This window comes from Bradyrhizobium sp. SPXBL-04, assembly GCF_051853035.1.
Taxonomy (GTDB): Bacteria; Pseudomonadota; Alphaproteobacteria; order Rhizobiales; family Xanthobacteraceae; genus Bradyrhizobium; species Bradyrhizobium zhanjiangense.
In genome coordinates this window covers 8,196,687-8,208,519 of sequence record NZ_CP182472.1, presented here as the reverse complement: position 1 = coordinate 8,208,519, position 11,833 = coordinate 8,196,687, and the positions used below count along the sequence as shown (strand labels likewise).

The following is an 11,833-nucleotide window of genomic DNA, read 5'->3' as shown; positions in this document are numbered from 1 at the left end:
CAAAAATCCACTGAAGTGAAGTTAATCATTTAATTTCCAAATGACAAGCCCCGTTCCTAGATCGAGGGCTCCAGGAGAATGCCCTCATGTCGCTCGCCCCATCGATCGCCGTCCCCCGCAGCCGTTTCAATCCGCTGCCGCTCACTATCGGCCTGTTCTGCCTGCTCTGGAGCTACGCCTTCGTCGCCGGCAAGATCGGCGTCACCTATTGCCCGCCGTTGATCCTGCTCGCGGCACGCTTCTCGCTCGCCGGCATTCTGATCCTGGGCGCGACCTGGATTCGCGGCGACGGCTGGTCGCTGTCCTGGCGCGACGCCGCGATCTTCGCCGTGCTCGGTATCGCCAACAACGCGCTCTATCTCGGGCTTGGCTATACCGGCCTGCAATCGGTCTCCGCCGGCCTCGGCGGGCTGATCGTGTCGGCCAATCCGGTGTTCACGGCTGCGCTCGCCGCGCTGCTGCTCGGCGAAAGCATGACCTGGCGCAAGGCGGCGGGCCTGCTGCTCGGCGTCATCGGTGTCACCTTCATCGTCTGGCACCGTCTGTCGGTGGGTACCGACAGCCTGCACGGCATCCTGTTCACGCTGGCTTCGCTGGCCTCGATCGTTGCCGGCACCATCCTGTTCAAGCTGCTCGCGCCGAAGGGCTCGTTGTGGATCGGCAACGGCATCCAGAATATCGCCGCCGGTATCGTGCTGGCGCCGGTCGCGTTCACCTTCGCCGACGTTCACGCGATCGTGCTCACCCCGAGCCTGATCGGCGCCTTTGCCTTCCTCGTGCTCGGCGGCTCGATCCTCGCCTACCTGCTCTGGTTTCATCTCCTGAAAGTGTGCGGAGCGACGGCGGCAAGCAGCTATCATTTCCTAATGCCGCCGCTCGGCATGCTGTTCGCCTTCGTCGTGCTCGGCGAACACGTCGAGGCCCGCGATTTGCTCGGGATCATTCCAGTCGCGCTCGGCATTTATCTGGTGACGCGGCCGGCAAAGCCCGTGTCGTAACAGGAGTTCATCATGCCCGTTTCCATCACCCTGATCGGCGGCCCCACGGCGCTGATCGAGATCGACGGCTTTCGCCTGCTCACCGACCCGACCTTCGATGCGCCCGGTGCCTATCAACTGCCGCATGTGAAGCTGGAGAAAACGATCGGACCTGCGGTGAGGCCTGACGCGATCGGCCCGGTCGATGCGGTGCTGCTCAGCCACGACCAGCACTCCGACAATCTCGACAATTCCGGCCGCGAATACCTCTTCAAGGTCAAGCGCGTGCTGACGACCGAGGCGGGTGCAAAGCGCCTCGGCGGCCATGTCGAGGGCCTTGCGCCCTGGAGCGCCGCGCATCTGAGGGACGACGACGGCAATACGCTGACGATCACCGCGACGCCCGCGCGCCACGGCCCGGCCGGTATCGAGCCGCTGTCGGGTGATGTCATTGGATTCGTGGTGTCGTCGAGCCGGAAGGACACGCGTCCGGTCTATATCAGCGGCGACACCACCTGGTTCGACGGCGTCGCCGAAGTTGCGCGCCGCTTCAAATGCGGGGTGGTGCTGCCCTTCGCGGGCGCGGCGCAAACGCGCGGGCCGTTTCATCTCACCATGGACACCAACGACACCATCGAGACTGCGCGTGCCTTTCCCGATGCGATGATCGTGCCGGTGCACACCGAAGGCTGGGCGCATCTCCGCCAGAACAGCGAGGATCTGCGCAAGACCTTCGACGTGCTCGGCTTCGGGACGCGGCTACGCCTGCTGGAGCCGGGCGTGCCGACGGTGATCGAGGCGCCGTGATTTCGCCACGTCGTCATTGCGAGGAGCCCTTGCGACGAAGCAATCCTGATCTTCCCCCAAAAAAGTGGACAGCGTTCAAGCCGATTTTAGCTCCATCTCGACTGGGCTGATATAGCCGATGGCCGAGTGTCTGCGGTGTTGATTGTAGAAGCCCTCGACGTAGGCGAAGATGTCGCGCTCAGCTTCATCGCGGGTCGGATATTGACGGTGATGGATCAGTTCGGACTTGAGCGTGTGGAAGAAGCTTTCCATCGGGGCGTTGTCGTAGCAGTCGGCTCTGCGGCTCATCGAAGGCCGGACGCCGGCGGCTTGCAGCGCTTGGCGGTACTCGGTTGAAGCATATTGGATGCCGCGATCGGAGTGATGGATCAGGCCGGCGCCGGGCTTTTGCCCCTTGATCGCCATCCTTAATGCGGCGAGCGGCAATTCGGCGCGCAGATGGTCGTCCATCGCCCAGCCCACGATACGGCGACTGTACAGATCCATGATGGCGGCCAGGTACAACCATCCTTGGCCGGTCCAGACATAGGTGATGTCGGCGAGCCAGACCTGATTGCGCATGGCGGCCGAGAAGTTCCGGCCGAGCAAGTTGGGCGCGATCGGGAAGCCATGCCCGCTATCGGTGGTGCGGCATCGTCGCGGCCCGGCCGAGATGGCTCGAACGCCATGGCAGCGCATCTGCCGCTCGATTCGGCCACGGCTTGCATGGTGTCCCTGGGCCTTGAGTTCGACATGAATGCGCGGGCTGCCATAGCGACCATGACTGTCGCGATGAACCCGCTTGATGTCCTGCAGCAACTCTCGATTGGCAGCGGCCCGGGGGCTTTCCGGGCGCGACCGCCAAGCATAGTAGCCCGCAGGCGAGACGCCGAGGACACGGCACATGATCTTAACCGGATAGTCGGCGCGGCGATCTTCGATGAAGCGGAACTTCATGTCCTGGGTCCAGCAAAGATCGCGATCGACTTTTTTAAAATGTCGCGCTCCATACGCAACTGTTCGTTTTCCCGCTGCAACCGGGCGATCACGTCAGCTTGGGCCGCCGACGGCACCGCCGCTTGCGACGTGGGCGCCGCGGCGCTGCCGCCGGCTGCTACCGTGCTCCGCTCCTTCACCCATCGGCTGAGCACGGAGCCGTCCAGCCCGAGCTCCTTCGATACCGACTTCGCCGAACGGCCGCTCGACAAAACCAGATCAACTGCCTGCCGCTTGTACTCGTCCGAATACGAGCGTCGCTGCCGTTTCGCCATCTGACACCTCTCGCTGCCTAAGCTATAGGTGTCCACCGATTTAGGGGAGGCTCAATCCAGGATACTTCCGCGGCGGCAGTCTGGATTGCTTCGCTTCGCTCGCAATGACGGAGTATGCCGTTAGTCCTTCCGGAACACGATCGACGCCATCCATCCCGTCATCAGCGCCATCGCCGCAGTGGCCAGGCCGTAGATCAGCCCGTTCTGCCGCGCGCTGGTGGCGACGAACTGCTCGAAGCCGACTTTGACGATTTCGAACGCGGTCTCGGTCTTGCCGATGAACGCGCCGTTCGCAAACAGCTTGATCTCCACCTCATAGGTGCCGATCGGCACCTCCGCCGGCAGTGGAATGCCGGTGCGGAACAGCGTCGGCGTCAGGAACGTCACCGCGCTCGCATCCTCGCGATAAAGACCGTGCTGGGTGCGAAGGCGGATGAAGGCGGAGCGGAACGCGTCGTTCGGCACCACGTCGGCATAGTCGCCGCTGACCCGTTGGGTCAGCCGCACGTTGTTGAGCCCGATCTGCTGCCGGCGCGCGATCTCGGGCGAGGTGATGGCGTCGAAGGGACGGTTGGCGAACAGCGCCAGATAGCTCGGCACCTGCAGGAATTGCCGGTAGTCGGTGTTGATCCAGATGCCGAAGGTGCGTTCTTTCCGCCGCGTCACCATGTCGGCGCGCGGGCCCATCACGGTGACCACGAGATCGTAACTGGTGCGGTCGGCTGGCGTCGTCGCGTCCTTCTCCACCGAGCCGAACAGCACCAGCTCCTCGCCCGAATAATTCGGCGTCACAGTGACGCGGTGGTTGGAGACCGACACGATCAGCCGCTCGGCGCGCGCGGCCGAGCCGAGCAGCAGGACGAGAAGGAGGGCGAGCAGCGCGCGCATCAGGTGCTCACTCCCGGCTCGCGGATGGTGAAGAGGTCCTCGGGCCGGATCACCAGCTCGATCGCGAAGCGGACCCCGACCGAGAGGATCAACAGGCCCAGCAGCAGCCGCAACTGCTCGCCGCGGATCTTCTGGCCGGCGCGGGCGCCGAATTGCGCGCCGGTGACGCCGCCGACCATCAGGATCAGCGCCAGCACGGCGTCGACGAGGTGATTGGTCACCGCATGCAGCATGGTCGCGAACAGCATCGTGACCAGGGTGAGGACCATGGAGGTGCCGATCACCGTCGAGGTCGGCACCCGCAAGAGATAGATCATGATCGGCACCAGGATGAAGCCGCCGCCGATGCCCATGATGGCGCCGATGAAGCCGATCACGATGCCGACGACCACCACGGGAATCACCGACAGGTAGATCTTGGAGCGCTTGAACCGCATCTTCAGCGGCAGGCCGTGGATCCAATTGTGGGTGCGGCGCGGCGGCACCGCGCCGCGCCGGGTCCGCATCAGGGCGCGCAGGCCTTCGGAGAACATCAGGCTGCCGACGGTGGTGAGCAGCACAACGTAAGAGAGCGCGATCATCAGGTCGAGCTGGCCGAGCGCGCGGAGCTGGGTGAAGGTCCACACCCCCAGCGCCGTGCCGGTGACGCCGCCGCAGTGCAGGACGCTCGCCAGCGCCGGATCGATCGCACGCCGCCGCCAATAGGACAGTGCGCCCGAAAAGGACGAGGCCGCGATGTGGCTCGTGACGGAGGCAACTGCGACCGCCGGCGTGATGCCGATGAAGATCAGTAGCGGCGTCATCAGGAAGCCGCCGCCGATCCCGAACATGCCGGACACGAAGCCGACCGCGGCGCCCATGGCGAGCACCAGGAAGACGTTGACCGGAAGATCGGCGATCGGAAGGTAGAGCTGCATTGAACCACGCGCCGGGCGGGACGGATCGACTAACGCGGATTGCTCGCGGGAAGGTCGGAACGATTGCCGCCCCCCTCAATAGCGGAATTCGCCGCAGGGGTGGATCAGGAATTTTGGGCGTGGTGAATGGTTGCGGTGAGAGCGTGATGATATCCGTGATCGTCGCCGCAACGGAGGTGCGCTCCCTCCCCCGCGTGCGGGGGAGGGCGGGGGAGAGGGTGCCTCCGCAGCGGGACTCCCCAAGAGGACAAAGCCCTCACCCGGCGCGCGGGACGATGCTTCGCCTCGCCCGGCACGCGCCGATCTCTCCCGCAAGCGGGAGAGGTGCACCGAGCCCGTGGTCGATCGACTGAACCTTGAGGGTCCACCTTCTCCGCTGTCATGCCCCGGCTTGACCGGGGCATCCAGTACGCCGCGGCTTCTCCGCACCACACCGGCGTCTCTGGAATACTGGGTCGCCCGGTCCCGGCTCCGCCAAGGCCACAAGGGTGCTCGGCCGCCGAAGCTTCAGCGAAGGCGGCAAGCCGGGCGACGACAAGAGGAGAGTGCGTCCGCTCTCAATGCGCCGCCGAGGCCGAGCGCTTGGTCGCGACTTGCTTCGGTGCGGGCTTGGCGCTCGCCTGCGGCGCGCTGTCCCAGCCGCCGGCGGGCGTCGCAACATTGACCGCATCGTCGGGCTGCGGCTCGGCGCTAAAAGTCTGGATCGCGAGCTTGGCGGCGGCGAGCGATTGCGGATCGAGCCGCTTGGCGACGTCGTCGCGCTTGCCGGCCGCATCCGCATCGCCCTGGGCTGCCGCCAGGCTGAACCATTTGTAGGATTCGGCGAGGTTCTGCTCGACGCCGATGCCGCGGGCATAGAGGATGCCGAGGTTGAACTGGCTGTCGGCGACGCCGCGATCGGCGGCTTTGCGGAACCACTGCGCTGCGCTCTTGTAATTGGCGCCGCGTCCGCCGCCGTCGGCATCGAGCACCGCCAGATTGTGCATGGCCTTGGCGTTGCCGCGCTCGGCGGCCTGCGTGTAGTAGCGGCGGGCGATGTCGGCGTCCTTCTTCACGCCGAGGCCCTTCTCATAGAGCGTGCCGAGGCGGAAGGTCGCGGGGACCACGCCGGCCTGCGCCGCGCGGTCGTACCATTTGGCGGCTTCATCGTAGTTCGTAGCGACGCCCTTGCCCTCGGCAAAGCGCACGCCGATCTCGTAGGCCGCAGTCGCATCGCCCTTCATCGCGGCGGTGCGCAGGCCCGGGCCGCCGATGCCATCAGGCAGCTTCTCGCTCGGCGGCACCTGGATGAGGCCGAGCTTGACGCGGCTCGTGCCCGACAGCGCGCCGGTGACGTCGCTGGAGGCAGGTGGCGGGGCCACGGCAGGCGCGGGCGGGATTTCGACCGAGGCCGAGCTGCCCGGATTGGCGGCCGGCGTCGGCGCGGCATTGTTCTGGGATTGTCGTCCGATCGGCGTCGGCGAGGTCATCGACGGCGTGACCTGCTCGGGCGTGGCGGGCTTGCTCTCGACCGGGGGCGGGGGAGCCAGCGGGGTGGGCTGGCTCGACGTATTCTCCATGGCCTGCGGCGCTGGCGGCACGCTGCCGCCATCGAGCAGGTTCATCGCCATCTTGAAGGTGCCGAGCACGATCACGACCACGCTCGCGCCGACCAGCAGCGAGCGGATCTTCGCGGTGATGGTCGAACCGCCGTCCTTGCCCTTGTCCTTAGAGCGATCGGCCCCGGCCTTGGCGGCGCGGCCGGTCTTTTCTGGCTGCGCGGCGGCGGCCTGGGCGGCGCGGCGCGCAGCGGCGATGAAGCTCGACGACGACACCGGCTCTTTCGGAGCAGTGGGAATTCCGCTGATCGCGCTCTCGGAGGCGGCAATGCGCTCCGACGGCGTGGCGACGCGTCCACCCGGCCGTGTACCCGGCTCGAGCGGATGATCCGGCGGCAATTCCGGCGCCAGCGCAGCCCGTGCAGGCGCGGTATGCGGCTCCAGGATTTCGCTGATCGCGCGCGGCGGCAAGGGTGATGTGACTTGCGGCGCCGCCGGCACCGGCGGTGGCGCGGCGGGGGCAGCGGCATGGAATTCGCGCGGCGCGGCGACGAAAGCGGCCTGCGCTGCATGCGCGGCGGCCGGGTTCGGAAGCTCCGGCTTCGGATCGTATTTCGGCTGCTGCTGTGGCGGCCGCGGCTCGCGCGCCATCGGCGCGGGCTCCATCGGAGCGGGCATCGGCATCTGCGGCGCAGGGGCGGGCGGCGCGGTGCGCACCGCGCGCAGATCGCCCTCGATCATGGAGAGGCGGTCGACGACATGGCCGAGCGTGTTGTGAACGGCTTCGAGCGAATCCTGCGTATGCCGGTTGGTCTCGGCCTGGCTGAAGCGGATGTCGGAGAGCTCGCGCTTGACGAGATCGACCATGCCGGAATCGGCAGGCGGCGCCGAATTGCGGCTCTCGGCCAGCGCGGAATAGGTCGCCTGCTGCCGTTCCAGATGCCTGAGGATGTCGTGCAGCCCGTCCTCGACGCGGCTCAAATTGCCGCTGCGCGGATCGGAGGCGGCCTCGATCCGCTCCAGCAGATAGGAGACGCGCTGCTCGAGATGGGCGAAGGTCGAGGCCGAGTCGTTGCCGACCTGCATGCGGTCGAAGCGGTCCGATAGCGCGCGGATCGCAGCTTCCAGATGCTCGGTGCTCTCGGACGGCTGCGGCCGTTCGCGCGTCTCGAGCGCGGCGGTGAGCGCCGCGATGCGCTGCTCCAGCACCGCAAAGCTGTCACTGGGGCCGGAGGCGCGGGTGATCTGGTCGACCTTGGACGACAGCAGCTGCACGTCTTCGGACAGACGCGCGAGCGCTTCGTTGGACGCGACGTTGGAGACGATGCTGCGCAGCGCCGAGATCGCGTCTTCGAGCTGGCGCACGGTCGAGGGATCGTCATTGGCGCGCAGGATCAGATCGAGCTTGGCGCCGAGATTGCGGATCGCCTCGTCATAGCCGGTGAGTTGCTCGGCCGGCGTGAGCGTGCGCAGCACCTGCTTGATGTCGGACAGCGCGCGCTCGATGCCGGAGAGAACCTGGCCGTCGGTGCCGTTGGAGCGGGTCTCGTCGATGCGACGGTGCAGCGAGCGGATCTCGTTCTCGATCGATTCGATCGCGCGCCGCGGCATTGCCTCGGTGATGGCGTGGCGGATCTCGGCAAGCTCGCTGCGGAAGGCGGTGATCGCCTGCTCGGTATTGTCAGGGCGCTGCAGCGACTCGATCTGGCTCGTGATCTTAAGCAGATGGCGCTCGAGCGACGAGAAATCCGGCCCCGGCTGCGGGGGCGGCGGCGCGTAGGCGGCGGCGGGTGGCGCCGCCATCGGCGCAATCGACGGCGCGGCGCGTGGCGGCATCTGCCTGGGCGTAAAGCCGTCGAGCTCGCTCTGCCGCGCCGTGATCTCGGCGACCGCGACGTCGAACGACGCGGGGCTCAGGGGCGGCGAATTGCGATAGACCTGGGCTGCCGCGCGCTCGACTGCATCGGCCTGGCGCTGGCGCGTCTCGACCGGTGACGGTGCCGGCCGCTGGGCCTGAGGCTGCTGCGGCTGCGGCTTCGAGATCTGCGACAGCCGCGCATCGAGCCGCGAGATCGCATCATTGAGCTGGCGCGCGACGCCCTGCTCGCGCGACATGTCCTGCCGCGAAGTATCCTGGCGCTGGGCGGGCTTTGAAATCCGTTCGATCTGCTGGGTGATCGCATCGAGCCGCTGGTGGATGTCGGCGACTTCGCGGCTTTCCTGGCTCGGTCCTTGCGGGATGTGGTGCGGACGCTGGTCGTACGGTGCGCGAAAGTTCGGTGGCGCTGCCTCGCCGAGCGTGGAGTTCAGCCAATCGTTGAGTGACATGCCGGCTCTGCGCGCAGCAGCCTCGGCCCGCTCCCGGACGGAGGGATCGATGCCGTCAACACTCCACGATACGCGCGAATTCATGACTCTGTCCGGTTCCGACTCCGGCGCCCCACCCGGCGCCTCCAGCCTCTCCACGCGTGCCCGGTTGTAAACACAACCGAATTTGGCGCAGGTCGTCTGCCTCGAAAACCGACTTTTTCCTGTTACGGTAAATAACGAGTTAAGGAACGCCGGCGCGGGTGTCTTAAAGTTGGGCGGGGGAAACCGGGGGTGTGAGGCTGCGGTCGCTGTGCTCTTCGAGCGCAGCGGGTGGCAGCTTGCTCCACTCGGACAGTTCGAAGATCAGGAACCGAGGGCGGTCGCCAAGGCGTCGGCAGCGTCCCGCAATGCTTGCCTGCTGCCGTCGAACGGCCATCGCAGGAATTCATGGATCATTCCGTCGTACCGTCGCACGACAACGTCGACGCCAGCGCCCTGGAGCCGCCGGCCATAGTCTTCCCCCTCGTCGCGGAGGGCATCGTACTCGGCGGTGATGATGAACGTCCGAGGCAAGCCTGCCAAACTTGGCGCAAGCAAAGGCGACACCAAAGGGTCGAGCTTCTCTTCGTCTTTGTTGAGATAGTGATTCATGAACCAGTCCTGCGTTTCGCGGCTGATGTTGCCCCATTTCCCGGCAAACTCCCGTATCGACGTGTTTGATCGCCGGAAGTCGAGATCCGGATAGATCAGCAGTTGAAAGGCGATCTTGGGCGCTCCCGCATCCCTCGCCATCAGCGCGACGACCGCGGCTAAATTCCCTCCTGCGCTGTCGCCCGCGACCGCCAACCGCGAGGCGTCGCCGCCGATCTCGGCCGCATGGTCGGCGATCCATTTGGTCGCAGCGTAGGCTGCGTTGCGCGCGGCTGGATATTTGTTTTCGGGTGCGAGCGGATAGTTGACCGAAACCACGACGCTGCCCGTGGCATTGGCCAAAGCGCGTGCGAGTCCGTCATGGGTGTCGAGATCGCCAAGCACGAAGCCTCCGCCATGAAAGAAGACGATGATTGGACGGACCTGGCTGGGGGCCGGGCGATACACGCGAATGCGGCAATCGCCTGTGACGGTTTGGATCGCGCGATCCTCGACCTGCGCGACGGATTCGGGCTTGCCCAGAGCATTGGACATTCGCCGCATTCCGGCGCGCACTTGGTCCGGGGGCAGTTTGTGTAGATCGGCGAAGCCCGTTCCAGCGAGCCGCTTGAGGTGCGCTTCGACCTGCGGATCCAGCGTCATGACGATAATCTCCGAAATTCAATTGACGTGACGGCGGCGATCGTGCCACTTGAAGTACAGTTCAAGTCAAGAGGGATGTGATGCTGTTGGACATCGCCGATGTCGCCCGGCAATCGGGGCTCGCGCCCTCCGCACTCCGGTTCTACGAAAAGCGTGGCTTGATCGAGTCGAGCGGTCGCAACGGCTTGCGTCGCACTTATGACGCCAAGACGCTGGACCGGCTGGCGCTCATAAGCTGCGCGAGACTGGCGGGGTTCTCGCTCGCACAAATCGGACGGTTTCTCGTTGCGACACCGAGCGACTCCGTGTTGCGCGCGCGAATGGCCGAACGAGCCGAGGAACTGGATCAGGAAATTTCTCGCCTGACCCGCATGCGGGATAGCCTCAGGCACGCTGCGATTTGCACACATACGCCGCTGGTCGAGTGCCCCGAGTTCAAGGCCCGCATCGGCGGGATCGCTCCTCCGCAGACGCGGTGAGCCGCGCCGTCGGCGGATCGATTCGCGGTCCGGGATGCCCTCGCCTCAAACGAGGTCTGGGCCTTACAAGTCACATGTTGCCTTCAGGGGACTGCCCGAGCGGGTGCCTGACTTAACCCTTCCCCTCGCGCTTGCCGTCTTCCAGCGGCACCACCGTGGCCTTGCCGCTCATCGCCGACAGCGCCTCCAGCGCCTCCTCGCAGAAATCGGCCACCATCTGCTCGTGCCGGGCCCCTAAGCGGAGCAGGAGCAGGTTGCCGAGATCGAGCCGGCCTTCCGCAGTGCCGTCGGGAAAACGCTTCTTCAGGATGCGCTCGTAGTTGGCATGGCGATCGCGATGGTGCTCCAGGCGGGCCATCAAATCGGTTCGCATGGGCTCGATGTCGATGCTGTCGAGCGCATGGAGGCGCACCAGCAGGTCGTCCTTGATCGAGGGCGGCGTGCTTGGCCGCGCGGCCCAGTGCCGCAGCGCTGTTCGGCCTTCGGGAGTCAGCGTATAGATCAGCTTATTGGGCTTTCCGGATTGCACGACCTCGCGGCCCTGGATGTAGCCGCGGTCGCGCAGCTTGGAGAGCTCGCGGTAGATCTGCTGGTGGTCGGCCTTCCAGAAGAAGCCGATCGAGGAATCGAACGTCTTGGCGAGCTCGTAGCCCGTCATCGGACGTTCCGTCAGGCATGCGAGGATTGCGTCGCCGAGCGCCATGACCGGCCTCCCTTCTTAGGTCTGACCAACCTGCTTGACTTTATGCGCATCGGCGCATATGCGTCAATGTGCATATGAGGCAGCTTGTGGACGGGGCCAAGACCCCGACTGAAAATCCAGCGGAATCAACCTTCTCGCTACTGTGCATGGGGTTGTTTTCGCATTCATGCCCTTGCCCTAGGGAGGCACCTGAGAATGACCGGCCTCGATTCCTGGTACGCCTACATGAAGTCTCACGACCGCGCCGCGCTCTGGGACCTTCTGCACCCGGATGCCCTGTTCGAAAGCCCCGTCGTGCACACCCCGCAGCGCGGGCGCGACATCACCTTCAAATACCTCTCCAGCGCCGAGAAGGTGCTCGGCGGTCCCGGCTTCACCTATGTCGGTGAATGGCGCAGCGGCAATGGCGCCGTGCTCGAATTCAAGAACGTCATCGACGGCATCGAGATCAACGGTGTCGACATCATCAGCTTCGACAGCGAAGGACGCATCACCCACTTCAAGGTGATGGTGCGTCCGCTCAAGGCCATCAACATGCTGCATCGCCTGATGGCGGAGCAGCTTGCGGCCCAATCATGACAGTGCCCTGAGGTTGCGGAACCCGCTAAGCTCGCGGGCAAGGCTGCGCCGCAGGAATACACGACATCACCACTTCAAGCCCCACGCCGGGA

General features: G+C 65.6%; 10 protein-coding genes. 4 read left to right on the top strand and 6 right to left on the bottom strand.

Annotation, left to right across the window (positions count from 1 at the left end):
* The first annotated feature begins 86 nt into the window (after positions 1–86).
* Positions 87–998, top strand: a complete 912-nt coding sequence (locus ACNJX8_RS39075; protein WP_439358927.1) for a DMT family transporter — start codon at positions 87–89, stop codon at positions 996–998.
* A 12-nt stretch (positions 999–1,010) separates the two neighbouring features.
* Positions 1,011–1,784 (top strand): MBL fold metallo-hydrolase, encoded by a 774-nt coding sequence (locus ACNJX8_RS39070; protein WP_439358925.1) that lies wholly within the window; start codon positions 1,011–1,013, stop codon positions 1,782–1,784.
* Between the two features lie 75 nt (positions 1,785–1,859).
* On the opposite strand, the gene ACNJX8_RS39065 is transcribed toward ACNJX8_RS39070, so the two are convergent.
* The 5 genes from ACNJX8_RS39065 to ACNJX8_RS39045 form a co-directional block, all read right to left on the bottom strand.
* A protein-coding gene (locus ACNJX8_RS39065) for an IS3 family transposase (RefSeq protein WP_439357590.1) occupies positions 1,860–3,034 on the bottom strand; the annotation gives its coding sequence in 2 pieces (ribosomal slippage) (positions 1,860–2,740 and positions 2,740–3,034; 1,176 coding nt in all).
* Positions 3,035–3,154: 120 nt separating this feature from the next.
* A complete protein-coding gene (locus ACNJX8_RS39060; protein WP_439358923.1) occupies positions 3,155–3,922 on the bottom strand; it encodes a TIGR02186 family protein in 768 nt (255 codons plus the stop codon).
* The gene (locus ACNJX8_RS39055) at positions 3,922–4,839 is read right to left on the bottom strand and encodes a sulfite exporter TauE/SafE family protein (protein ID WP_439358921.1); all 918 of its coding nucleotides are present in this window, start codon (positions 4,837–4,839) and stop codon (positions 3,922–3,924) included. Before ACNJX8_RS39055 ends, ACNJX8_RS39060 begins: the two co-directional genes overlap by 1 nt.
* A 557-nt stretch (positions 4,840–5,396) precedes the next feature.
* A complete protein-coding gene (locus ACNJX8_RS39050) occupies positions 5,397–8,789 on the bottom strand; it encodes a hypothetical protein (RefSeq protein WP_439358920.1) in 3,393 nt (1,130 codons plus the stop codon).
* Between the two features lie 261 nt (positions 8,790–9,050).
* A complete protein-coding gene (locus tag ACNJX8_RS39045) occupies positions 9,051–9,980 on the bottom strand; it encodes an alpha/beta hydrolase (RefSeq protein ID WP_128936835.1) in 930 nt (309 codons plus the stop codon).
* Positions 9,981–10,060: 80 nt separating this feature from the next.
* On the opposite strand from ACNJX8_RS39045, the gene ACNJX8_RS39040 reads away from it, so the two are divergent.
* On the top strand, positions 10,061–10,459 hold the full coding sequence (locus ACNJX8_RS39040) for a MerR family transcriptional regulator (RefSeq protein WP_128936834.1): 399 nt from the start codon (positions 10,061–10,063) through the stop codon (positions 10,457–10,459).
* A 112-nt stretch (positions 10,460–10,571) separates the two neighbouring features.
* Here the strand turns inward: ACNJX8_RS39040 and ACNJX8_RS39035 are convergent, their stop codons facing one another.
* Positions 10,572–11,162: a PadR family transcriptional regulator gene (locus ACNJX8_RS39035; protein WP_439358917.1), complete on the bottom strand. Its 591-nt coding sequence runs from the start codon at positions 11,160–11,162 to the stop codon at positions 10,572–10,574.
* Between the two features lie 195 nt (positions 11,163–11,357).
* Between ACNJX8_RS39035 and ACNJX8_RS39030 the strand changes: the two genes are divergently transcribed.
* A complete protein-coding gene (locus ACNJX8_RS39030) occupies positions 11,358–11,741 on the top strand; it encodes a nuclear transport factor 2 family protein (protein WP_439358916.1) in 384 nt (127 codons plus the stop codon).
* Positions 11,742–11,833: the final 92 nt, after the last annotated feature.

Coding starts and splice junctions, on each gene's coding strand:
- ACNJX8_RS39075 (WP_439358927.1), top strand. CDS start 87: ATGTCGCTCGCCCCATCGATCGCCGTCCCCCGCAGCCGTTTCAATCCG.
- ACNJX8_RS39070 (WP_439358925.1), top strand. CDS start 1,011: ATGCCCGTTTCCATCACCCTGATCGGCGGCCCCACGGCGCTGATCGAG.
- ACNJX8_RS39060 (WP_439358923.1), bottom strand. CDS start 3,922: ATGCGCGCGCTGCTCGCCCTCCTTCTCGTCCTGCTGCTCGGCTCGGCC.
- ACNJX8_RS39055 (WP_439358921.1), bottom strand. CDS start 4,839: ATGCAGCTCTACCTTCCGATCGCCGATCTTCCGGTCAACGTCTTCCTG.
- ACNJX8_RS39050 (WP_439358920.1), bottom strand. CDS start 8,789: ATGAATTCGCGCGTATCGTGGAGTGTTGACGGCATCGATCCCTCCGTC.
- ACNJX8_RS39045 (WP_128936835.1), bottom strand. CDS start 9,980: ATGACGCTGGATCCGCAGGTCGAAGCGCACCTCAAGCGGCTCGCTGGA.
- ACNJX8_RS39040 (WP_128936834.1), top strand. CDS start 10,061: ATGCTGTTGGACATCGCCGATGTCGCCCGGCAATCGGGGCTCGCGCCC.
- ACNJX8_RS39035 (WP_439358917.1), bottom strand. CDS start 11,162: ATGGCGCTCGGCGACGCAATCCTCGCATGCCTGACGGAACGTCCGATG.
- ACNJX8_RS39030 (WP_439358916.1), top strand. CDS start 11,358: ATGACCGGCCTCGATTCCTGGTACGCCTACATGAAGTCTCACGACCGC.